At 58.5% G+C, this 21755-nt stretch carries 22 protein-coding genes; 17 read left to right on the forward strand and 5 right to left on the reverse strand.

The genetic code is table 11. The annotated features are described in order from the left end of the window. Positions 1 to 276 precede the first annotated feature (276 nt). The 5 genes from A8G00_RS16255 to A8G00_RS16270 all read left to right on the forward strand — a co-directional run bounded on the left by A8G00_RS16255 (position 277) and on the right by A8G00_RS16270 (position 9468). On the forward strand, positions 277 to 2964 hold the full coding sequence (locus tag A8G00_RS16255; protein WP_103001154.1) for a PD-(D/E)XK nuclease family protein: 2688 nt from the start codon (positions 277 to 279) through the stop codon (positions 2962 to 2964). Positions 2965 to 2966: 2 nt separating this feature from the next. Continuing rightward, on the forward strand, positions 2967 to 6125 hold the full coding sequence (locus A8G00_RS16260) for an exodeoxyribonuclease V subunit beta (RefSeq protein WP_103001155.1): 3159 nt from the start codon (positions 2967 to 2969) through the stop codon (positions 6123 to 6125). Between the two features lie 84 nt (positions 6126 to 6209). Further along, the gene (locus tag A8G00_RS24845; RefSeq protein ID WP_146032605.1) at positions 6210 to 7175 is read left to right on the forward strand and encodes a hypothetical protein; all 966 of its coding nucleotides are present in this window, start codon (positions 6210 to 6212) and stop codon (positions 7173 to 7175) included. A 44-nt stretch (positions 7176 to 7219) separates the two neighbouring features. Then, entirely contained in the window at positions 7220 to 8218 is a 999-nt protein-coding gene (locus A8G00_RS16265; RefSeq protein ID WP_103001156.1) for a hypothetical protein, read from the forward strand. Continuing rightward, the gene (locus A8G00_RS16270; RefSeq protein ID WP_253258019.1) at positions 8218 to 9468 is read left to right on the forward strand and encodes an MBL fold metallo-hydrolase; all 1251 of its coding nucleotides are present in this window, start codon (positions 8218 to 8220) and stop codon (positions 9466 to 9468) included. The genes A8G00_RS16265 and A8G00_RS16270 overlap by 1 nt, the downstream gene beginning before the upstream one ends. A 68-nt stretch (positions 9469 to 9536) precedes the next feature. On the opposite strand, the gene A8G00_RS16275 is transcribed toward A8G00_RS16270, so the two are convergent. Next, on the reverse strand, positions 9537 to 10301 hold the full coding sequence (locus A8G00_RS16275) for a hypothetical protein (RefSeq protein WP_103001157.1): 765 nt from the start codon (positions 10299 to 10301) through the stop codon (positions 9537 to 9539). A 176-nt stretch (positions 10302 to 10477) separates the two neighbouring features. Between A8G00_RS16275 and A8G00_RS16280 the strand changes: the two genes are divergently transcribed. The 11 genes from A8G00_RS16280 (at position 10478) to A8G00_RS16320 (ending at position 18093) form a co-directional block, all read left to right on the forward strand. Beyond that, the gene (locus tag A8G00_RS16280; protein ID WP_172451880.1) at positions 10478 to 11821 is read left to right on the forward strand and encodes an anti-phage deoxyguanosine triphosphatase; all 1344 of its coding nucleotides are present in this window, start codon (positions 10478 to 10480) and stop codon (positions 11819 to 11821) included. 179 nt (positions 11822 to 12000) lie between these two features. After that, positions 12001 to 12513, forward strand: coding sequence for a hypothetical protein (locus A8G00_RS16285; RefSeq protein WP_103001158.1), 513 nt, complete (start codon positions 12001 to 12003; stop codon positions 12511 to 12513). A gap of 130 nt (positions 12514 to 12643) precedes the next feature. Beyond that, complete coding sequence (locus A8G00_RS25250) at positions 12644 to 12913, forward strand: hypothetical protein (RefSeq protein ID WP_172451881.1); 270 nt, start codon at positions 12644 to 12646, stop codon at positions 12911 to 12913. Further along, positions 12903 to 13352 carry a PIN domain-containing protein gene (locus A8G00_RS16290; RefSeq protein ID WP_172451882.1) on the forward strand — a complete coding sequence of 150 codons (450 nt, stop codon included), beginning with the start codon at positions 12903 to 12905 and terminating at the stop codon, positions 13350 to 13352. The genes A8G00_RS25250 and A8G00_RS16290 overlap by 11 nt, the downstream gene beginning before the upstream one ends. 277 nt (positions 13353 to 13629) lie before the next feature. Beyond that, a complete protein-coding gene (locus A8G00_RS25800; RefSeq protein ID WP_301182313.1) occupies positions 13630 to 13764 on the forward strand; it encodes a hypothetical protein in 135 nt (44 codons plus the stop codon). Between the two features lie 176 nt (positions 13765 to 13940). Beyond that, a complete protein-coding gene (locus A8G00_RS16295) occupies positions 13941 to 14561 on the forward strand; it encodes a hypothetical protein (protein WP_103001160.1) in 621 nt (206 codons plus the stop codon). A 28-nt stretch (positions 14562 to 14589) separates the two neighbouring features. Next, entirely contained in the window at positions 14590 to 14982 is a 393-nt protein-coding gene (locus A8G00_RS16300; RefSeq protein ID WP_103001161.1) for a heavy metal-binding domain-containing protein, read from the forward strand. A 4-nt stretch (positions 14983 to 14986) separates the two neighbouring features. Then, positions 14987 to 15550 (forward strand): hypothetical protein, encoded by a 564-nt coding sequence (locus A8G00_RS16305; RefSeq protein ID WP_172451883.1) that lies wholly within the window; start codon positions 14987 to 14989, stop codon positions 15548 to 15550. Positions 15551 to 15611: 61 nt separating this feature from the next. Continuing rightward, the gene (locus A8G00_RS16310; RefSeq protein WP_031286271.1) at positions 15612 to 16310 is read left to right on the forward strand and encodes a HEPN domain-containing protein; all 699 of its coding nucleotides are present in this window, start codon (positions 15612 to 15614) and stop codon (positions 16308 to 16310) included. A gap of 65 nt (positions 16311 to 16375) precedes the next feature. Continuing rightward, positions 16376 to 17056, forward strand: coding sequence for a hypothetical protein (locus A8G00_RS16315; protein WP_172451884.1), 681 nt, complete (start codon positions 16376 to 16378; stop codon positions 17054 to 17056). Beyond that, positions 17053 to 18093, forward strand: coding sequence for a hypothetical protein (locus A8G00_RS16320; protein ID WP_103001164.1), 1041 nt, complete (start codon positions 17053 to 17055; stop codon positions 18091 to 18093). Before A8G00_RS16315 ends, A8G00_RS16320 begins: the two co-directional genes overlap by 4 nt. Before the next feature lie 26 nt (positions 18094 to 18119). Here the strand turns inward: A8G00_RS16320 and A8G00_RS16325 are convergent, their stop codons facing one another. The 4 genes from A8G00_RS16325 to A8G00_RS16340 all read right to left on the reverse strand — a co-directional run bounded on the left by A8G00_RS16325 (position 18120) and on the right by A8G00_RS16340 (position 19980). After that, positions 18120 to 18857: a hypothetical protein gene (locus A8G00_RS16325; protein ID WP_103001165.1), complete on the reverse strand. Its 738-nt coding sequence runs from the start codon at positions 18855 to 18857 to the stop codon at positions 18120 to 18122. Position 18858: 1 nt separating this feature from the next. Beyond that, positions 18859 to 19098: a DNA translocase FtsK gene (locus A8G00_RS25255; protein ID WP_172451886.1), complete on the reverse strand. Its 240-nt coding sequence runs from the start codon at positions 19096 to 19098 to the stop codon at positions 18859 to 18861. 174 nt (positions 19099 to 19272) lie between these two features. After that, on the reverse strand, positions 19273 to 19620 hold the full coding sequence (locus A8G00_RS16335) for a thermonuclease family protein (protein ID WP_103001167.1): 348 nt from the start codon (positions 19618 to 19620) through the stop codon (positions 19273 to 19275). Between the two features lie 111 nt (positions 19621 to 19731). Then, entirely contained in the window at positions 19732 to 19980 is a 249-nt protein-coding gene (locus A8G00_RS16340; RefSeq protein ID WP_103001168.1) for a hypothetical protein, read from the reverse strand. Positions 19981 to 20151: 171 nt separating this feature from the next. Between A8G00_RS16340 and A8G00_RS16345 the strand changes: the two genes are divergently transcribed. Next, positions 20152 to 21642 (forward strand): ADP-ribosylglycohydrolase family protein, encoded by a 1491-nt coding sequence (locus tag A8G00_RS16345; RefSeq protein WP_103001169.1) that lies wholly within the window; start codon positions 20152 to 20154, stop codon positions 21640 to 21642. The last annotated feature ends 113 nt before the right edge of the window (positions 21643 to 21755 follow it).

The raw sequence follows: 21755 nt of genomic DNA on the forward strand, positions 1-21755 counted from the left end.
TTCTCAGCGACAGCCAAAAATTCCCCCACTCAACCTCTCAAACATCCTGCTTCCAGCAGCCGCCTTGCGGGATTGATCCGGTGCCACCTTTCCGAGCAATTGGGCACAGCTTGGCGATACTAGAGGAAGGCGCCAAGGCTCTGTTTTCATGAGCCGAAACTGTAACGACCGACTTTGTCGTGGGCGCATTCATTAATGACATGACAAAGCATTTGCGCTTACGGCCAGCGATGCCGTGCGCTGACGAGGCAGCTCGCGGATGGGGGATAGTTAAGAATGAAGCTTATCTTCGGCCTTTCATGCGATGGCCCTTCCTTTCCGGATTTCCCGGGGCGCGATGAAGGCGTCTTCAATGCCGCCGTTGTGGGGCCACAAGGCCTAATAGAGATGCTCGAGGTGCAGCTGGGCCTCACAGCTCCCCGGGTGGCACATGCGGTTCGAGTTTCCAGTTATGCTGCTAAACTACGTGCCGCGCTGGCCACCGCCCCCGATCTGTTCTTCGCTCAGTCGTTGACCCTTGATCCGTGGGCCACTGCCGCATCATTGCTCGGTTGGCGAGATGAGCTGGTCGCCGGCGGCTGGTCTGGCAGCCATATCGGTGCCGCCCGGCTTGATGCATTTGCGGTGGCGGAAGAGGCTGGTCCTCCCCTCCCGCCGGGAATCGGAGATCGCACGCGCACGCTCTGCGAGGCGGTTAAGGTCCGTGCCAGTCTACCACTCGCCTCAATCGAGCTGGTCGAGCCCCGAGATTTGCTGCCGCCTCTCTGGCAGCGCCTTATCGATACGCTGGAGGGATCGGGGGTAGAAATCTCGCAGGCTCCAGCCTGTGCAACTTCCGCCAACGACCTGGGCCACGTGCAAGCCTTTCTCGCGGACGGCTCACCCTCGACGTTAACAGGCGATGGTAGCTTCGTGATCGTTCACGCGGACACAGCCTTGGCGGCGGCCGAAGCAGCTGCAGAGTGGCTTGCCCATTGTTCGGAAGCCGAGTTGCATGACACAGTCATAGTGAACGCGGATGGAGACACAGCACTATTGGACCGCGCGCTTCAAGCTCGCGGGCTTCCCGCTCTGGGCTTGTCGGCCTCGTCTCCGTGGCGTGGAGCACTTCAAGTGCTGCCGCTCGCCTTCGCCGCTTCGTGGGCACCATTCAATGCGAAGGCAATGCTTGACTTGCTCATGCTACCGCGCCCCCCCATCGCGCGAAGTGCGGCGCGTAGGCTCGCCTATGCACTGAGCCGCGAACCTGGCACGGGCGGCCCAGCCTGGCTTAATGCGTGGGGTAATATCGAGTCAGATCTTGACGAACGAATGTCCACAGAACCTCAAGAAAAGCGCGATGCGAAGCTTGCGGCGTGGAGGCAATGGACGTCTGGAGAATTATACCAACGGCACGAAGGCATGCCTGCGGAGGCTGCCAAGTCGATCGCTGCTCGCGTCGCGCAATGGGCGCTCGAGACAAATGCAGGGAATGCTGACCCGCTTCTTCTGACGCTAGTTGGTGCCGCGCAGGCCCTCGTGCAAGCGATCGATGTGCTGAACATCGAGATGCTCTCTCCGATGCTGCTCGGCCGGATGACAGACCAAGTGCTTGCGGACGGCGCTCAAAACCCCAACCACATAGCGACGTCGGGCGGCTTGCGTGCCGTGCGCCATCCAGGCGCCATATGGGGTGATGCTAAGAATGTGCTTTGGTGGGACTTCAAAGGTCCCGGAGAGCGCATGAGCTCATCGCCATGGAGCGCCGCTGAGGTCGCTGGTCTAAAGGCCCGTGGATGCGAAATCGAATCGCCGGCCGCGGCTAGCGCCCGGATCGGCTGGAGCAATGCCAACGCAGTGCATCGCGCTGGAGAGCGCGTCATTCTTTTCTCACCGGCGCTTTCGGCCGGGGAGGAGACGACGAGCCATCCCCTCGCCCATCAGCTGAACCCATTGACGACACCTGCTAAGGACATGATCCAATGGCCAGCAGAACAGCTATTGCACAGGCCGTCTCATGAGCTCGCAGGGCGTGAGATTCTCCGTGAAGCGATCACTCCAAACATCCTGCCAGCACAGCGCCCTCGCTGGTCTCTGCCGGCATCTGTGATCGCCAAACTCGACGATCGCGTCGAAAGCGCCACCAGCTTGGAACATCTCGCGGACTGCCAAATGCGATGGCTCCTTCTTGACGTTTTGCGGCTCTCAGGCGGCCGGGTTGCTGAGATCCCCGGCACAAGCCAGCTACTGGGCAACCTCGCCCATGAACTTGCGAATCGCGTTTTCCCGCCAGGTCCTGTGCCTGACCCTGAATCCGTTTTCTCGCAAGCCAACGATCTATTTGACGAGTTGCTCAGCGCGATCGCTACGCCACTCCAGCAGCCGGAATATGCTGGCGAACTCGCGTCGGCCCGGGTCAAAGTTCCAGCTGCTCTGGCCCAACTCGCACGTCTCCTACAAACGATGGATGTAAAGGTGATTGGGACGGAAATCGAACGCGCAAGGACGTTCGTCGATGGACCGGATGTAAAGGGCCGCATCGACATGCTGATAGAGCATCCGACTCACGGCACAGGCGTAATTGATCTGAAATGGTCAAGGAGCGCTAAAACGCGGCGCAAGGAGCTCGCCGAAGGTCGTTCGATTCAGCTCGCGACATACGGTGCGATAGCAAATTCCAACAGCACCACGCCTGCTCCAGGCGCATTCTATATGCTGAACCAGCGGCAGCTGATCGGGGTGAGCGGTTCGTTCCTGGCGGAGGAATCGGTCGAATCCGACCATAGCCTGCCCGACACATGGTCGAATCTCGTGTCGACGTGGCAGGTGTGGCGCGATCTAGCCCGGGCGGGGATTGCGGTTGCGACGGGTGCCGATGAGGCCGAGGCCCACATACCGGCCGATCTCCCGATCGAGCCGGGGACCGAACCGTGTCGCTATTGCGAACTCACAGCGCTCTGTCGCGTGGGCGTGGAGGCTAACTGAAGATGACCGCTCCCAATATCACGACCGTCGTGGCGTCTGCCGGCGCCGGCAAAACCACCCGCATTGTCGGCAACATCGCGACGGAGGTCACATCCCGTGATCCCGAGACGATCGTCGCAACCACATTCACCGTGAAAGCAGCGGACGAACTGATCGAGCGTTCCCGAGCCAAACTGTTCGAATTGGGCATGCCGGATAAGGCCGCGCGATTGCTTGGAGCCCGCTTTGGAACGGTAAATGCCATTTGCGGTCAGATTGTATCTGAGAACGCCATCGCTCTGGGGCGATCTCCGCGGGCCGAGATCATTCCCGAAGGCAGCGTTCCCCGTATTTTCGCGATCGCCGCCGATGCTGCGATCGAGCGTCACGCGCCAACGCTGAATTCGCTCGCCGATGTCATGGGGTTCTTCGAGCCTAAACGAGCCGCTGACGCTGAACGAAGTGATTGGCGTACCACCGTCAGGCGTTTGATCGAGCTCGCTCGAGCGAATGGTATTCCCGCCCAAGATCTATCCGTTTCAGCGGAGCGATCCGTCGCAACTTTCCTCGAATTGCTACCAGCGGTGTCGATCCGGAGCAGTGAGGATCTCGATACAGATTTGCGAAAGGCCGTAAGTTCGGCAGTGACTGCGGTTCCTGCTGAATCGAGCGCGACTGCCAAGCCCCACATAGCGTTGCTGCGACAGGTCGATGCAAGCATTCGTCGAGGAGAACGGATTTCTTGGCCAAACTGGGCCCGCCTGTCGAAGGTGAGCTGCGCCAAGAAAGATGGTCAGGCCTTCATCGACGCTCTTGAGGCAGTTGCTCAAGCAGCCGGCCGTCATCCTGCACATCCGCGGCTTCGGGAGGATTGCAGCCAGTTCATCAGGTCGGTATTCGCCTGTGCGGCCGAAGCCCTGACAGCGTTCCAAGCTTATAAGGCAGAGCGCGGTTTATTGGACTTCACCGACCAAGAGGCGCTCGCGCTCGACGTCCTTCGTGACCCGACGATGTCTGCGGGACTCGGTGAGCGCATTGGCCGACTGTTTGTCGATGAATTTCAAGATTCTAGTCCGCTTCAAGTCGCTATTTTCACAGCGATGTCCGGCTTGGTCGACGCAAGCACATGGGTAGGAGACCCCAAGCAGGCCATCTACGGCTTCCGCAATGCCGACAGCGCCCTCACCCAAGCCGCGTTCGCGGGAGTGGCTGCATCGTCGAGCGAACCGCAAGATGTGCTGGCGACCTCATACCGAAGCCGCGAGGGCATTATAAACCTCGTCAACGCGGCATTTGCGCCGGCTCTGAGCGCGATGGGTCTTAAAGCGGAGGAACATGCGTTCAGCGGAACAGGTCGCAGCGAAGAGGAATTCACGCAGACGCCGCTTGCGGTTTGGTGGCTCGAAGGAAAGCTTGAGCTTCAATATGCCGCATTGGCGGCCCAAATCCGCGAGATGGTGACAGCCGACCAACCATGGGAAGTGGCAGCCAAGCCCAAAGGCGTTCGGGCGCTACGCGCTGGAGACATCGCTATTCTATGCCGTAGCAAAGCGGATATCGCCAAAGTGTCGGCCGCGCTCAGCCAGCAAGGCGTCAAGGCAGCCGTCGAGCGTGAGGGGCTTGCACAAACGCCGCATGTTCAACTGGTGATGGCCGCATTCCGCTGGGTTGCCGATCCGACAGACCGTCTCGCGCTTGCCGAACTTGCCCGCTTCTTCGCCGAAGATCCGGAATCAGAGACCTGGCTTGAGGCGCTCGGCGCGGGAAATACCTCGGAGGCACTACTCGCCATCGTGCCAATCTCCGCTGCCCTTATCGAGATCCGTGAGGGCATTCTATCGCTAACGCCAGCAGATCTCGTCGATGCGATCATCCTTCTGCCTGAGCTCAATCGCCGCATCGAAAGTTGGGGCGATGTGCCGGCACGTCTCGATGATCTCGAAGCGCTTCGCGGCTTCGCTCGGAGCTATGAGGAAAGCTGCGCGGGCGAGGGATCTCCTGCGACGCCTTCGGGGCTGGCACTCGCGTTGGCTGCAGAGAACCCAGCCCGCCCGCGAAGCCTGCGGGACGATGCTGTTAAAGTCATGACCTACCATGGAGCGAAGGGACTTGAATGGCCCGTCGTAATCCTGACTGGGCTGGGCAAGGAGCCCAAGCCTCGACTGTTCGAACCGACCGCCGAAGCCGAGGGCGATGTCGACTGGCAAAATCCTCTCGTCGGACGCTGGATCCGCTACTGGCCTTGGCCATATGCGAGCCAAGAAAAGGACGTATATCTCGATTCGTCAGCGCCCAGTTCTGCGCTTGGGCAACAGGCTGCGATCCGATCGAGGGATGAGGAGGCCCGCTTACTTTACGTCGGCACGACCCGGGCTCGGGATCATCTTGTGTTTGCGCCTCCAGCTAAGGGGACACTTCACTGGTTGAAGGTTCTCGATGGGGATCAAACGGAGCATTTCGCTCTACCACGTAGCGGCGGCGAAGAGATCCATGCGGGGACGAAAACTTTTCCTGCGAGAACCGCAACGCTGGTGTGCGGTGAAGGCGGGGAGTCTCAACCTGCGGTTGTATCATTCGGACGCATCGCACGGCCAGTTACGCACCGAGCGCCGCTTCATCGTCGCCCCAGCGAGGCCTCCAGCAGCGAAGCCTTCATCATCGTAGAGAAATCAACGATCGGCCCGCGTTTGCCGTTCGCAGGCAGCCCAGACATGACCCTGCTCGGCGAAGCCGTTCACGCTATCATTGCGGCAGATCAACCTCACGATCCGTATGAAGCCCGCCTCATTCGGGCACAAGCGATCCTTGATCGGTGGGGGGTGCATCAGGTTGCCGCAAAGGACGTGCTGGGAGCCAATGAGCGGCTGTTGGCCGAGATCTCGAAGCGATGGCCGAGCGGCCGAATTCATCGCGAGACCCCAGTTTCCGCCCGGATCGGAGATCAGCTTGTAACGGGTCGCATCGACTTACTGGTTGAGCATGACAGCGGCTTCGCCATCATCGATCACAAATCCTTTCCGGGTTCGCCGGAAAGCTGGGATGCACGAGCGGTTGGGCACGGCTCCCAAATCCAGCTCTACGCCGACGCGCTCGACAAGGCCCGACCTGGTGTTCCCTGCGAACTATTCATCCATATGCCGATAGTCGGAGGCCTTCTGCAGGTGAGCGCCCGTTCATGCTGACCCCTAAGTCTCCACTTCGACACAATAGGTGGCTTTTCAATTCCCGCTCGCCTCGCCATTCGGCGACATGAGCTACCGTGGGATGTGAACATCGAAAATCGTAAAGTGATGCTATCTTCCTACGAAAAAGGGACGAAGTTGCCTGGGATCTACGACATCAGTTCTTTGGCTCGGTGGGACGTGGCCCATCCGGGCAATGTCGTGCGAGCGCTTTTCGAACGGTGGGCACGGCCAGGTTGTCCACTTTCTCCAGTGACGCCGCTGCGGATGATGCCTTGTAAGGACAGCATCGCCATCTATCATTACGGTAGGAAGGTGGCCTCTTTGCTTTCCGCTGATGCCGCACCCTTGCTCACCGTGACCGCCGATGGCGGTGTAAGGACTTATCGCTCTGCAGCACTGGCGACACCAAAGCGAACGGACGAGATAATCAGCGGTATAGAGGAGGCAGCTACGCCCCGGTACGAGGGCTCCTGTTTCCTTGAAGAGGTCATCGCAGCTAACCCCGGCGTAATAGGTGTGATTGTGGAATCTGGTTCCGGAGACCGCCGATATGGAGGTCGCATTGCTGTTGCTCAGGCAGGAACTAGCTACCCTGCCCGAATAGCGTTGTGGGACGTCATGACTGCCTGCTCCCATAAGTTGCACGGGCGAGATGTTGGCGCCCCGGCCTTGTTGCAGCCCATTGAGAATGAGGATGACGGCAACGCCGCAGCGGCCCAATTACGTCAAGCGGCCGAGGCACTGGTGAATCTGGACGAGCTTTTCCGTAGCGGCACATGCCCTCGCAGCGCTCCTCTGTGGCGCGCAATAGCCACGCATCTACCTCCAGCCATAATCGACCGTCCGGGTTTAATCGTCAGCGCCTATTGGCCGAAAGGTTACAACCCTCCGGTGGCAAGTCGGCGGATGCAGCAGTGCGTTGATAAGCTCTCCCGAACTGGTGTTATCGACCTTCTGCAGGAAGGCGGCCGAACGGTCGTGATGGCACAGCAGGCAACGGACGCCACGTCCCCGGCCGAGCTGACACTACCCTTGCTGAACCAATGACATCCATGACCAAATCTGTCGCAACTGATGAGTAGAGCGTCTGCATGCCACTTTTTGAACGCAAATTCGACCTCGATGTCCTTCGCAACTACCGGGACGTCGCCGTCATTAAAGCTCTGTTCGACCGCTGGGTGCTGCCGGGCGAAGATGCGGGCACACATGGCCTACGCGTGGCAGTGCGCAACGGATATTTGAACTTTTATGTAAAGGGCCAGTCCGTCGCCAAGCTGAGCATTCGTTCGGGGTCGCCTCGTTTCGAAGTCCACGACAAATACGTGGCAGGCGTCGCCAAGGGGCACGAAGACGAGAGCAAATACGCTCAAAAATACACGTCCTTATCGGTCGTTCAGGGGAAGGCACCCATGATGGACGTCGCTAAATGGGTTCACACTGCCGAAACCTATGCAGGTGACGAGAAGCGTTTCGTAGATGATTTGGTCGCCGTCACTGCGGGCACGTTGGATTTAGAAATGGCGCTTCCTGCCCGTCCCGATACCAGTGGAAGAGTCGCGCCGCGCATGGATCTAGTGGTCGCACAGGGCCAAGACATCGGGTTCTGGGAAGCGAAATGCGCCGTGAACGGCGAGCTACGGTCCGACCACAATAAGCCAGCGGCACCACACGTCGTGGATCAACTCCGCAAGTATGTGGGATGGATGGATCACGACGGCGGTCCCAGCGAGGTACGCTCAGCCTATTCCGAAGCTGCACGGATTCTTCTCGCGCTAGCCGAAATGTTCGGCAAGACCGGCCCGGCCATCGCGGCTTGGCAGACATTTGCCGACGCCGGCGATGCAGCATCCGTGATCCTTCCTCCCGGAGTGGTCGTCGGCAATTACTGTTCGCCCCGAGCCGATGGAGTGCCGCGCAGTACAGAGATGGAGCGCTATTTGGCCCATGCGAACTCCTTCGTGCAAAACGAGCACGAGGCGCGTCTCTCTCGGTTTGGCATCAAAGTCGTTCCAATTGGCTGCAAGCCAACGGCATCATGCCTTGGCGTTTTGGACCAAGGCAGGATCCCGGAACTGGAACCGCGCCGCTGATGCCTGAGGTGATTGTCCATCGCGGCACACGCGCGATCGGCGGCTCGTGCATCGAACTCGTCGCCTCAGGAGGCGAGCGCTTGATCCTGGATGCCGGCCGGCCGCTCGACGCGCCGCGCGAAGCGAGCGGCCTCCTACCCCAGACACTTGATCGCGACGGTCCCGCCACCGTTCTGTTCAGCCACGCGCACATGGATCACTGGGGCCTGATCGACGAACTGCCCGAGCATTGGCCACTTTGGACCGGTGAAAAAGCAGCGGAGCTGATGCGGCTGACATCCGGACTGTTCGGATCGCCGCTCTCGCGCCGAATCTCGACTTGGCCGGCGAAGTCAGGTGCTCTCGCTATCGGGGCATTCACGGTGACACCTTTCCTCACCGACCATAGCGCCGCTGACGCATACATGCTCCTGATCGAAGCAGAGGGCCGCCGCATACTCTATTCTGGAGATTTTCGCTGCCACGGGCGTAAGGCCGCACTCGTTGAGGCGATGATCGCAAATCCGCCCCGAGATGTGGACGCACTGATCATCGAAGGCACGAACCTGGGGACCCACAAGCCTGTCGTCACCGAAGCGCAGCTGGAACAGGATTTTACCCTGCTTGCCCAGGAGGTGCCGGGACACATTTTCGTAAACTGGTCCGCTCAGAACCTCGACCGAACAGTCACATTGTTCCGCGCCGCGAAACGTACCGGGCGTTCTCTGGTGGTGGACCTCTATGGCGCAGACGTGCTGGAACGGATTGCACCTGGCACGGGGATCCCCTTCCCCGGCGATCCGCGATTCCCCGAGTTGCAGGTAATCATTACCGGCTCCGGAAAACGCCTCTATGCAAGGCAAGGTCGCGATGACTGGGTCGACGCTCTTGCTCGGAAACCATATGCCACCTCCCGCAAGCGCCTATCAGGCGGTCGAGCGATAGTTATGACGCGGGACTCCATGGTGGCAGAGTTCGCGCGCGGCGGCCTCGGCTTCACAGAGCGCGATGCATACGTCTTCTCTAACTGGCGCGGCTACTTGGACGAAGCCGCTCCAAACACGGGTTGGGGCCGTGCCCGGCAGGCCGGTGCAAAGGCGCTGCACCTCCACACCAGCGGCCACGCCAGCCCTTCCGACATCGCGCGCTTTGCCAAAGCGGTAAACCCGCGCGCCCTGGTCCCAGTCCACGGTTTGTCATGGGATGCACCCGGCATCGACCTTCCGCCGATCCAGCGCCTTGCCGATGGGGAACACTGGCTGGTGCCATAACCACAGTGGTCCCGACGCCAAAGACCGGCCGGATCAGGCGTAATGTTTGATCGCGAAATGCTTAGTCATCACGCCATCTCTGGAGTCAGCTCTAAAACGATAGCTGCGAACGCCTGCTCGACGTCCTCACCACCCATCACCTCTTCAATCAGAATCTCCCTAAACTGCTGGATAGCAGAGGGCATCCGAGCGCGATTGGCTGAGTAATAGTCCCAAACGATCTGCACGGCCGTCCCGCGATCACATTTCGCTCTGCGCTCAGTGGCTTTGCGCCATTCTCCCAACTGCACGAAAAATGCGGGTTCCACATTTTCCCAGTCGAAAGCAGCGACCTTCGCCTGTTCAGCTTCGGGATTTGGGAAAACGTCAGCAGGCCGATTGGTCCGCGGTTGCACTACGAGGCAGGTGAGGTCCGGGTAGCCAAGAGGCGCTGTAAACGCACGTACTGTCGCCAGCCGGCGCCCGAGTCCGACTGGCACTTGTTTTTGAATCGCCGCATTATCTGGATGACGCTGTTTCGCTCGGTCAATCAACTGAAGACAAGTAAGTTTCTCAGCGCCCCGTGCCGCTTCAACCAGCACAGGATAGAGGAGTTCTGCAATCTCGATATCCACCGGTGTGATATTACGCTGCGTCAATTTCGAACCTCTCCTGTCAATGCCCGCAGGGCCCTCTGACGAATGCGTCAATCCCAAGGACTGCTGAGGGATGATATCTGGTTGCACGACAAAATTGGTCGCATCGAGCCGATCCCTGCCGTTCCAGAAGTCAACCATTCCGCAGTCGTTACGTTCTAAGCTCTTAATTTTTTGTGGAAGCGTCACCCGCAACATCCTCCTTCCAACCAGCACCGCAGAGCAGGTTCTTTGATCTGTTGTGAGGTTTGAGGATAGGACTCCCCCCTCTTGCGACGTTTGTCAGCAGCCGCGCGTCAGTGGCGAAACAGGATCGGTTCCCGCACTTCATTCTCCATGCTAGCGGGCAGATATTGTGCTGAGGAACTGGAGACATGATGAGCTGGCTCGATCGCAGAACACCAGAGTTGCGAAAGTCTTTCGACGCGCGGTCTGAGGGTGACGTGGATTATGGCCGCGTCGTTCATTCGGCCTCCTTCCGACGGCTGCAGGGCAAGACCCAAATCCTCAACCTGGGGGAAAGCGATTTCTACCGCACTCGCCTCACGCATTCGCTTGAAGTCGCGCAGATCGCTGGCGGGTTAGCCAAACAGCTCGTCCATAATCTGCCCGGCCATCCAGCCCTCGGGCACCTTCCCGAACATGCGCTCCTCCAGGCGATCGCCTGCACCCATGATTTGGGGCATCCTCCATTCGGCCATGGCGGCGAAATTGCCCTCAACTACTGCATGAGAGATCATGGCGGCTTTGAAGGGAACGGCCAAACGCTTCGGATCCTATCGCGCCTGGAGAAATTCTCTGAGGCTGCCGGATCGAACCTGACGCGCGAGACGCTGCTCGGCGTTCTCAAATACCCCGCGTCGTTCAGCGAGGTGGCCAACCCAGACCTCCGTCCGGGAATGTTAGCAGATACAAGCGGCACGCCGCTGCTTGATCGCAGAGGATCCGAACCTCCGAAATGCTTCATGGATAGCGAACAGGATGTCGTGGACTGGGTCCTCTCCCCGCTCTCCAAGGGCGATCAGGATGCTTTCCGCCAGTTTGACATTCGAGCGGGGAGGCATGCCAAGGCACGCCATAAATCCCTCGCTTGCTCGATCATGGACCTTGCAGATGATATCAGCTTCGGCATCCACGACCTAGAGGACGCGCTTGAGCTCAAACTGATAGATCAAAAGCAGTTTCAAACGCACGTACCCGCCGCGGCATGCCAAGGCCTACTCGACTATCTTAATAGCCAATACCGCGGGCAGTATGGCAACGACGTATACGGGGGCCTACTCGATCGCCTATTTGGTGACGGCAACGACCGCAAACACCAGATCAACCGGATCCTCAACTTCGTCATCCCGAGCATCCAGATCCGCGACGAAGCCGAATTTGAGGAGCCGAGGCTTCGGTATCGTGCGGAGGTCCCAAAACCCGTAGCGGATTTCCTGACAGCGGTAACGAAGCTGGTTTACGAGGAAGTCATTTGTAGCCCCAGCGTCCAGCATCTCGAGTTCAAAGGGCAGATGATGGTGATCGCCGTATTCGAGGTCATGAAGTCTGAGCCCAAGAGATTCCTGCCCAGCGATGCGTACGCCAAATTCGCCAGCGCTCCCGATCCGATGAGGATCATCTGTGATTATGTTTCAGGCATGACCGACGCCCATCTGCTGCGAACCTATGAACGCCTTTTCGCACCGCGGATGGGATCGGTTTTTGACAAGCTTTGAAATGCTGACGCTGTGCCTCAGCTGTTGCGGAGCGGTTCAGCGCCAACCAAGTGCAGCCAGCTTGCATGATCAGCTTCTCAGAAGGCGGGTGATCGAGATCGAGATCCAGCTACAAGTCTTGCGACCGATTTTGACGCAGGATCACGTCATCAGACTCCGAACAATGGCAAGGAGCAGGTGTGGCGGAACGCGAGAATGATCTTCTAGCCTGGGTGGGCGCGGGCATTGCCTTCGCATTAATGATGCAGGTAGCCCCTTTCCGTTGGGCCGTTTACGCGCTCGTCGCATGGCTGGGATTTCTCGCGTTTCAAGATTGGTGGAGCGAACATGAGCTACCCGCAAGCTCTCCCATCGCAGAATGGACAATCGAGGAGCAGGCTCTTCAATCCAACGCTGACGATCAGCAGCTTCGCTATTCCGTAAAAGGATGGTTTCAAAACCATGGGAGGGAGGCACTCGAAAGCGCGGCTCTAGTCGGTCGCCTTTACGAATGCTACACACCCGACCAGCCGATCGACCGGTGCACTCCGGTCAGCGAAAGCCATGATAATCTGTCGCTCGACCTGAAGCCGGGCTTCCGCACGCATTTTACGGTATATCCCCAATTCAGCGGCGCAGGAGGACCTAATCCACGGGTGGTTTGGAACATGCGAAACATCATTGCAGATAATGATTGGAAACTGGACCAGTGAAGTCGATCCCCGCAAGTCCTCTTTTCTACCAGGACGAAACGACGGTGTCAGATTCCAGAGCTAGCCAAAACAGAATTTTGATAGCCCGCCGAGCGTCGACATGATATATCGGGCTGCAAAGGAGTCGGTCATGGGTCGTGCCGAAAATATCCAGCTCAACGTCCGCTCGGCTTTTGCGCGCGATCGGGTCCACGCGCTTGCGAAACTCACCGGCATGACGGCCAGTGAGGTGATCGAGGACGCGCTTCGAGGTTATGTCCCGCCAGGTATTCCAGCCAATACCGGCAAGCTGGTGCGGCGCGGCGCGCTGCTGGTTCGTCCGTCGAGCGGCAAGCCGGTCAGCCTCGAAAGCGCCAATGAGGCTCTCGATCGATCCCGTGAGCATGACATTGACGATTGACGCGCTGATCGACAGCAATGTGATTATAGCGGCGTTGGCAGGCGATCATGAGCATCATGCTTCGTCGGCCGACCTGTTCGACGCTGGTCGCGGTCATGTGCTGGGCGTTGCCGCACACAGCTATGCCGAAGTCTATAGCACCCTGACCCGTCGCGGCACACACGCGCCATTTCGCTTCACGGCAGAGGAAGCCTGGGCCGCGCTTGAAAGCGTGAGAACCGTCACCCAATTGATCGGCTTGACCCCGGCGCAGACGTTCGACACGGTGCGCAGCTATGCAGCCGGTGGCGGGATCGGGGCTCGCCTCTACGATCGAATGATCGGCGAAACAGCGGTGGTGCACGGTATCTCCACGATCGTGACCTGGAACATCGGCCATATGCGCGGCCTATTCCCGACGCTCGATGTCCGCACCCCTCGCGATTTTCCGAGGGCATGACAGCTTTAATCCGCTCGAAATCCAGCGTTTATAAGATGACGAGCCCACCGCCCCAGCTATTAGCCTGATCGAAATATCTCCATACAATAAGGCTCACGTCAAAAGGGGATGTCGTGCGCGGGTGCTTGATAACTTTGGGAGTGCTGATCGCGGGTATCGCACTTGTACTTACCGCCTACGGCTACGGAATCCTTGGCGAGCAGCGCTATCGCTACAAGATGACGGTGGAAGTCCAGACACCGTCCGGCGTTAAGAGCTAATCCAGGAGAGCGATAGGATGACCAACGATCATATCGCACTGGGCGCAGCCATGATGCTGTTGAGGAGACATGGTAACCAAGCGCCGGTCAAAGTAGCCGAGCGGATCGGCGAACTTGCTGTCGAAGCTGATTGGGAAGGGTTGTCCTTCTGAAAGCTGATAGCATCCAAAATGGACCAAATACTTCGACCAGACTCAACTCAGTAAACGGTCGGCCAACAAGGTTTTTCAAACCCTGTGGCCAGTCGCTTGACATCTCGACCGGCGCTCTGCAACACGGTGACTGGCCTTGGGGAAGGCCAAATATGGGGGTAAAATCAATGAGATTGATGTATGTTGCGCTCGCGTGCGCAATCGCGTCGTCAACGCCTGCACATGCTCAGGTTCAAGCGCCTGCACTCGCTGTCGGACCAGCGGCCAATAATGTTCTCCGCACGGGCACTGAAATCCAACTCAAGATGGAAGAGCCCCTGACCACCGAAGGCAAGAAACTTCGGGTAGGTCAGCACTTCAGGCTCTCCGTGATCGAGCCGGTTTCTGTTGGGGGGCAGGTCGTCATTCCTGTCGGTTCGCCAGCCGTCGGTGAAATCACCGAGGTTCGTAATAAAGGGATGTGGGGCAAGTCTGGCCATTTGACCGCCTCGCTCCTCAATGTGAGCGTGAACGGGCGTCAGATCCGGCTGACCGGCACGTTTGATGACAAAGGCGTTACCGGAACGGCAGGTGTCGTAGCTGCTGTGGCCTTCGTTCCTGTCGTTGGATTTTTCACTACAGGCACAAGCGCCAAAATCGCTGCGGGATCGCAGGTCAAGGGCTTCATCGGTGAAGACGTGCCTTTGGTCTTCGCCGAGGCTGCGCCTTCTGAACCTGTGGCCGTTCCCATTGCAGCTTCTTCATCTGTTGCAACCGCAATTCAGCCAGGTTCGGCAGTAGCTCCTGCCGCGAAGTAAGCCGGCTCCAACAGGGAAAGTACACTTTATGCGTTTCGTTCTGATTGCCGCCCTCTCGATGGGTATTGCAGCGCCTGCCTTTGGCCAAGCGCCGCAAGCCCAGCCGCTTGTGAATGAGGAAGTCGGCGTACCCGTTTTCCCATATGACATCACTGACCGTCCTTATGAGGTCCTGGGAGAGGTCAAGGCGGGCGTGCGCAAGGCGACCGTTTTCAGCAAGTCGCCCTCGCAAGACAAAATCTATAAGGAGCTTTGGGAACGCGCGCAGAAGCTCGGTGCTGATGCCGTGGTCAAAGCGCAATATGGAGATGCTCACGTGTCGGCATTCAGCTGGGGCAAGGCGAATGCGACTGGCACGGCGGTCCGCTTCTTGTCGGCTGGCGGCACCACCGCGGCAGCTACCACTGCGGGCTCTCACTAACTCAATGTTGCGCGCAGCCTTTATGGCAGGACTTCTCCTAGTCGGCAGCCCGCTGGCGGCCGCCCAGGACGTCACTTCAGAAGCCTCGGTCGTCCCGGCCCCATCCCATCCACGTTGGGTAAAAGGGACAGACATTGAACTGATGGTTGTTCGGGAAGTGAACAGCCGATCAGCGAAAGCCGGCGAGCGCTTCCGGCTGCGCGTCAACTCACCCGTGACAGTTGACGGGACAATCGCAATCCCGATCGGATCTGTCGCTTGGGGCGAAATCGTTTCCGTCTCGGGCACCAGCGCGGCGGGAGGAAAAGGCCAACTGAGCCTGCGCTTGATCCACGTCGACACGCAATGGGGGCCGGTCGCGTTGACCGGTACGAAGGGCGCTGAAGGTGCCTCAAACACAGGCGGAGTCATTTTGGGGGTGTTAGGCTTTGGTCTCCTCGGCCTCCTTAACAAAGGCGGCAATGCGACCTTCAAGGCGGGCGATATTATTCATGGATATATCGCAGATGGCGAAGATCCTGCGGCCCCTCCGCTTCTAATCTCGAACCAAAACGGCCCTCATACGTGATAAATGTTGGCCGGTTGCAGCGCAGAACTATCTTAGACATCTGATACAGAGAAGCTGAGCAATGTCTTTCCGCTACCCATCTTCTAGTCCGCTTCATCCTGAGGCGCTCAAGCGGAAGCAACGTAGCTTACGTGATGGCTTCGCAATGCCTCTCACGCTTCGAGTTCACCGAGCGCTTTCCTGGCTTCGCCGCGCAGAAGCAGATGAAGAAGATGAAGATATACGCTTCATCTTGCTGTGGATCGGCTTTAACGCAGCATATGCAGGTGACGTTGGACTAGCGCTGGGTGGAGAGAGTCAGCGCGAGCGCGATGCCTTCGCGCGCTTTTTCTCCACCTTGGTTAGCTTTGACAGCAAACATCGAATTTATGATCTAGTTTGGCAGCGCTTCAGTCAGGAAATTAGGCTGCTGCTGGACAACCGCTATGTGTTCGCGCCCTTCTGGCATCATCACAATGAGGTTGCCGGTTTCGAGGATTGGAGCGGAATGCTGGAACGGGAGCGCGTTGCGACGGCGAACGCCCTTCGTCGCCACGACACCGCCACCTTGCTGTCGATATTGTTTGGACGCCTGTACGTCCTGCGAAACCAGTTGGTCCACGGAGGGGCAACCTGGAATAGCGAGGTCAACCGCACTCAAGTTAGAGATTGCGGCGCCTTGCTGGGCTCCCTTCTGCCCCTGTTTATCGACCTGATGATGGACAATGCGGATCATGAATGGCCGATGCCGCACTATCCGGTGGTCGATTCACCGGCGTGAAGGAGCTGACATGAACGCCGATACATCCCTCTTCCATTTATTTTGAAAAAAGCGGCCTTTATCTAATGGATATATCTTCTTTAGACCGTCGACAGGCGCTTACAGAATGGCGGGATCGGCAGTTGTTCGCCGTCCTGAGCATGATTAACGGGGCGGCCATTGCCGCCCGCGCTACTCTCGACGAGCAACTGAGAGACGCCGCTCTGACCCAATCAATTTGGGATCCAACCGCTTTTGTCAGAATTCGTATTGACGCGCTAATGCGCGAGGGCATCTACCGGCAACTTGACAATTTGCTTGGGCAAGCCGCGAGCGAACTGGGTTTGCTTGACCCGCAATTCGTCGCCTTGGCGACTACAATTGCGGAAAGCGGAACGGCTTTGGAAATGCCGGCGACGCCAGAGCCAATAACGCCCCCAGTCGCCGTTCAGCCCGCTGCTGATCGAAAAGCAGATCCTGTACCGTTAACTACTCCCACCAGCAGATTTTCGCGCATTGGGAGCCTCGTGGGAAGCGGCGCCCGCGAATGGCGCACCAAAGCAATTGATGGCATGACGGATTTCGCCGCTTCAATGAGCCGCACGATACAAGATCGAAGCGGCCTTGATGAGCGGATGCGACGCCTGGCGACTCAACACATCGCCGTGGCCTGGATGGGAGATACGGGCGAGCCTCGTCCCCTTAAAACGCAACTGATTGCGATCATCAACGAAGTCACCCAGAAAGCCCGGGGTATGAGCCAATGAGCGCCCTGTCCAGTTTGGTCATCCGCGAGATTCCCTCGCATCTCTTAGCCGGAATTGACAAGGGTCTCTACAAAGTAGGCGGCGGCGTAATTCAGAGTGTGAGAACCGGGAAGGTCGTTGCCCATTTGCAAGAGGCCAAACCCATCGCGCAATTCATGTCGGACGGGCTCCTCAGCCTGCCCCTACAGGCTGGGCAACTAGTGCAAGGTGAGATGATCCGCGCTGGCGTTAATCGCGTCGAAGCAGGGGTTCATCTTCTACACAACCTCGCGGGTGCTAATCTCGCGTTAGATATCGTCGGCATAGGAGTAGATATTGTCGGCTTCAAGATCATGGCCGATAAGCTCAATAAGGTACAAAGCAGCCTTAACTTGATGGCTGACAAAATAGATACCTTGAGCGCTAAGATTGATGGATTGCGCCAAGAGGCTATAGACGCCGACTTCGTTGCGATTCATTCGCTTGCGCGCCTGCACGAGGAAGGCTGGGAGTTCGGCGATCGCATCCGATCTGAGCAGCAATGGCTGCGAGTAGCTCACGAGGCCCGAGCCTTTCAGGACCGTTTTGCCTGGCGTGCAAAAGGATTGCTGAAGGGCTCGCTTTCTAACTTCTCAATGGCTGACGCTATGCTTGATGCATATAATCTATGCAGTGGTCTTCGCGTCGCCTCATTGATCGCCTGCAACGAAAATGCTCTCGCTACGTCAGTCGCGAACGAAGCCGCTGTTCAAATAGCATCTATGACGGGGACGATCGGCCTGTTCGATATTGCGATGTTCCACCTTCCAACCGACGTCGACTTCGGAACGACAGACTACGAACTTGCGATGATTTCGGCCCGTCAGTACGCTGGACCGACACTGCATAAGGTACGCAGGCGGGAAGCAGCTGCGGCTACTCGTGCCGCGCCCATTTCACTGTTGGAAGAGCGCGGCATAGCACCGCGTGAATGGCTCGAGGCCGCCCGCAATGAGACAGAATCGCCTATTCTTATGTTAATGGTAGATGGTCAGGATGAGGAGCCGCTAGCTGCATAACATCCGTCAGGCGACTCGCGGTGCCCTTACGACCCGTTAGGGACTGTCCGGTTCGCAATATGAGTTCGGATAATGCGCCAACTGTTGCGAATCTGACGGCGACGACTTTCGACTTCCTCGCGCGCGCGGCTCGCGATCCGCTCCAGGTCAACGACCAGTTCACCAGCAAGGCTGCTCCGCTCTGAGTGGTCGGCGTCCTTCATCAGCGCTGCTGCCGTTGAAACCGCGTCGGGCACAGTGCGCGAGATGAATGTGGAACAATCTACGACGCTCCATTCGACTGAGTCCCCGGCTGCCATCTCCAACACCTGAGCGCAGTTGCGCCTAGCTGCGGAAAGGCGCTGAGCATATTCCGGTGCAAGCTCGCCCGCCATTTTCCACGCCTCAGCGATGCGGGCATCCGCCTCAGGCTTGATCGCTTCCTCGACGATCGAGGAGGGCGTCGACTGATCGTCTTTCAACGGGGACAGCCGACGAGCGGCGCGCACGTCGCGAAATCCGAATTTCCTCCAACACAGGACGAAGGCTGCGATCGCGACACTCACAACCGCGATTCCGAACCAGTCACCCATGACAGCGATAGGCAGAACAAAGAACGCAACGAGGCCAGCCAATCCCGCCAACAGCGCCGCTCCCGCCACCTTAGCTGAGATATAGGCGACTTTGACAATGCTCTGCAAAATCTTAAGCGCCGCATTCCAGGCCAAGCGCAGAAAAACAGCACCGGTGATCAACAAGAAGGCAATTAAAATTAGCCGCCCCAACTCATTTCTCCGAGACAAATACACCTGATGCAACCGTTCTCGCGCCGCGTTTGTCCGGTGCACTCACCAATCCGGCTCCTTCCAACTCCTGCATAATGCGGCGTGCATAGGCATATTGAATACCCAACTCTCGGGCCAATCGGTTTGTCGAACCGGAACGCGATTTTGTGACCAGATAGCGAGCCATCGCGATGCGATTAGCATGTATGACTGCGCTATCGCTTTGGCTGTCGCCCTTCATCCCGTTCCCTCTCAACCGAAGAGACCAAACAGCCACCTTACGCCCGATACCAACATCATGCCCGTGCCCAGCAGGATAAGCCCTCCAATGATGATTGCTTCCAACGCCACTAGATAAGATAAGGGAATGCAGGACCATCCGCCTCTGTACCCTTCTCATCCCAGCGACGAGCCATCACCTGCACTCCCGCGCCAGTTCGAGCCCATTGTCCCACTTCCTCATGTAAACCGCCTGCCCGCGGCCGATCTGCTCACAGGCAACGTTCACGCCGTTCACATATACGTGCGCTAGGGTACGGCCATAGCGGTCGTGTCCGACACGGCGAATGCTGAGCGATCCGTTCATGAGATTTTGTAGGCTGCGTTTGCTGGCTTGGCCATCGCCAGGAGCACAGGCGCGTCCCGCCGGACATCCGTGAATCTCAGGGGCATCGATACCGACCAGACGTACGCGTTCGCCGTCCAAGCGCAGGGTATCGCCATCAACGACGGTAACAGCCGCCAGCAGGAATATTCCCAACATGTTAGTTTCCGTTCCCCGTTTCTCGATCGCCCCTCAACCTTTTGCTGAGGGGGTGGGCTGATCTATGGCAGGCTAGGACCGCCGTTAGCGGGCTCTCGTTCCCAGACGAGGTTACTGACCCGATCTGACGTTCTTCGCCAAAACGGAAATCGCGCCACCGATCAGCAAACCCGCTCCAACCGTAACGAACGGGACGACAGCAGCGATAGCGGCACCGGCCGCAGCGCCAGTGATGGCGGTGCGCCCCATGTCCGTTTCCCAAGCCTTCTTCACCCCATCGACAGTCTTCTCGCCAATTTTCTGGCCGACCTTTGCGGCGCTGGTTCCTGCCTCTTTCAGCGTATCTCGATCAATCTTCATGATATTTCCCCCTCTGATGCTTTCACCACCCTATCGTGACTGCTGGGTCAAGACAGTTTGGCCTCACATAGGCCACGGAGAGGAAGGTACGACCGTATCTGTCAGATTCGGTCGTAATAGCTCTGACCAACGCTAAGCTGGCGCCATCAGGGATCGCTAGAAAGGACAAAAATGGAACAAAGAGACGCTGCCTATACCCCCCGCACCAGTTCGAGCCATCCGCTGCAAATCGCGTTCGTCCAAACACACGCCAGCGGCGGCAGAATAGGAATCACATTCTGCCCGGGGAAAAAGCAGCGTGATGCGCTAACGGGTGCGTGGGACCGCGACCTTTGCGTCGACCTAGACGCCATTCAAGCTAGCGGAGCGGCGGCGGTCGTTTCTCTCATCGAGCCCTCAGAATTCCAGAGCCTCGGCGTGGATCGGCTCGGCGAGGAAGTACGCGCGCGTCACATGGACTGGTTCCATCTGCCCATTGCTGACGTGAACATCCCGGGTCCGCTGTTCGAGAAGGAATGGACCACCATCGGCGCAAATCTGCGCTCACGGCTACGCCAGGGCTTCGACATCGTGGTACATTGTAAGGGCGGCTTGGGACGCGCTGGAATGATAGCCGCACGCCTGCTGGTCGAGTTGGGAACCGAACCCAGGGCTGCCATCGGCCAAGTGCGAATGACTCGTCCTGGAGCGATCGAAACGCATCAGCAACTCGCCTACGTGCAGCAAAAAGTCGCAGTCGCAGAGACGGCCCCCGCCCAGACGCCCGCGGCCACGCGTGATCGAGGCCGAGGCGCTCTGATTGGATTGGCCGTAGGCGACGCACTGGGAACGACATTGGAGTTTGCGCGCCGGGACAGCTATCCCGTCCTGACCGACATGATCGGTGGCGGCCCCTTCGGCCTGAAGCCCGGCGAATGGACAGACGACACGTCAATGGCACTCGCCTTGGCGGACAGCCTCATATGCTGCAACGGCATCAATGAAGCGGATCTGATGAAGCGCTTCGTCGCATGGCGAGATGAGGGAGCCTATTCATCAAACGGGCACTGCTTCGACATCGGCATGACCGTGAGTGCGGCATTGGCCCGATGGGAGCGATCAGGAAACCCCATCGCCGGGTCAACGGATCCCACTAGCGCGGGGAACGGCAGCTTGATGCGCCTCGCGCCGGTCGCTCTGCGATATCACGACGACCTTCCAGCACTCGACGATGCGGCAACTCGTCAAAGCCGAGTGACCCATGGAGCGCCCGAGGCCGTGGGGGCCTGCGCCATCTATGCTCGAATGATCGCAAGTGCAATTTCCGGCAGCACCCTTGATGAGGTTCTCAACGTCAACCGCGAACGGCTGACGGGGAAGATTGCCGACATCGTTGGCGGATCTTGGCGAGGTAAGCCAAGGCAAGATACCCACGCATCGGGCTATGTGGCCCATTCGCTTGAAGCCGCGCTTTGGTGCATCGGTCGCACCGGAAGCTTCGCCGAAGCGGTCCTCACGGCCGCCAATCTCGGCGAGGATGCCGACACCACCGCAGCTATCACCGGCCAACTCGCGGGCGCCGTCTACGGCGAGGACGGAATCCCAGAAGCATGGCGGGATCGGATCGTCGGATATGAACGCATTAGCGAAATGGCCGATCAGCTTTTGTCTCGGCACCCTTAAAGTCAGCGCCATCACTCCAGTGCTCTGCCCCCGCCCCCGCATCTACCAGCATGACGAACTTCGATTTGCTTCTTTAGGCTCTTGAAAGAGCGGCAGAAGCGGACGTAGGTGGG

This window comes from Sphingobium sp. SA916, assembly GCF_002894065.1.
Classification (GTDB): domain Bacteria; phylum Pseudomonadota; class Alphaproteobacteria; order Sphingomonadales; family Sphingomonadaceae; genus Sphingobium; species Sphingobium fuliginis.

What these genes read in the sequence shown, in the direction of transcription:
- A8G00_RS16255 (WP_103001154.1), top strand. Translation starts at nt 277, where the DNA reads ATGAAGCTTATCTTCGGCCTTTCATGCGATGGCCCTTCCTTTCCGGAT.
- A8G00_RS16260 (WP_103001155.1), top strand. Translation starts at nt 2,967, where the DNA reads ATGACCGCTCCCAATATCACGACCGTCGTGGCGTCTGCCGGCGCCGGC.
- A8G00_RS16265 (WP_103001156.1), top strand. Translation starts at nt 7,220, where the DNA reads ATGCCACTTTTTGAACGCAAATTCGACCTCGATGTCCTTCGCAACTAC.
- A8G00_RS16270 (WP_253258019.1), top strand. Translation starts at nt 8,218, where the DNA reads ATGCCTGAGGTGATTGTCCATCGCGGCACACGCGCGATCGGCGGCTCG.
- A8G00_RS16275 (WP_103001157.1), bottom strand. Translation starts at nt 10,301, where the DNA reads ATGTTGCGGGTGACGCTTCCACAAAAAATTAAGAGCTTAGAACGTAAC.
- A8G00_RS16280 (WP_172451880.1), top strand. Translation starts at nt 10,478, where the DNA reads ATGATGAGCTGGCTCGATCGCAGAACACCAGAGTTGCGAAAGTCTTTC.
- A8G00_RS25250 (WP_172451881.1), top strand. Translation starts at nt 12,644, where the DNA reads ATGGGTCGTGCCGAAAATATCCAGCTCAACGTCCGCTCGGCTTTTGCG.
- A8G00_RS25800 (WP_301182313.1), top strand. Translation starts at nt 13,630, where the DNA reads ATGACCAACGATCATATCGCACTGGGCGCAGCCATGATGCTGTTGAGG.
- A8G00_RS16295 (WP_103001160.1), top strand. Translation starts at nt 13,941, where the DNA reads ATGTATGTTGCGCTCGCGTGCGCAATCGCGTCGTCAACGCCTGCACAT.
- A8G00_RS16300 (WP_103001161.1), top strand. Translation starts at nt 14,590, where the DNA reads ATGCGTTTCGTTCTGATTGCCGCCCTCTCGATGGGTATTGCAGCGCCT.
- A8G00_RS16305 (WP_172451883.1), top strand. Translation starts at nt 14,987, where the DNA reads ATGTTGCGCGCAGCCTTTATGGCAGGACTTCTCCTAGTCGGCAGCCCG.
- A8G00_RS16310 (WP_031286271.1), top strand. Translation starts at nt 15,612, where the DNA reads ATGTCTTTCCGCTACCCATCTTCTAGTCCGCTTCATCCTGAGGCGCTC.
- A8G00_RS16315 (WP_172451884.1), top strand. Translation starts at nt 16,376, where the DNA reads ATGGATATATCTTCTTTAGACCGTCGACAGGCGCTTACAGAATGGCGG.
- A8G00_RS16320 (WP_103001164.1), top strand. Translation starts at nt 17,053, where the DNA reads ATGAGCGCCCTGTCCAGTTTGGTCATCCGCGAGATTCCCTCGCATCTC.
- A8G00_RS25255 (WP_172451886.1), bottom strand. Translation starts at nt 19,098, where the DNA reads ATGAAGGGCGACAGCCAAAGCGATAGCGCAGTCATACATGCTAATCGC.
- A8G00_RS16335 (WP_103001167.1), bottom strand. Translation starts at nt 19,620, where the DNA reads ATGTTGGGAATATTCCTGCTGGCGGCTGTTACCGTCGTTGATGGCGAT.
- A8G00_RS16340 (WP_103001168.1), bottom strand. Translation starts at nt 19,980, where the DNA reads ATGAAGATTGATCGAGATACGCTGAAAGAGGCAGGAACCAGCGCCGCA.
- A8G00_RS16345 (WP_103001169.1), top strand. Translation starts at nt 20,152, where the DNA reads ATGGAACAAAGAGACGCTGCCTATACCCCCCGCACCAGTTCGAGCCAT.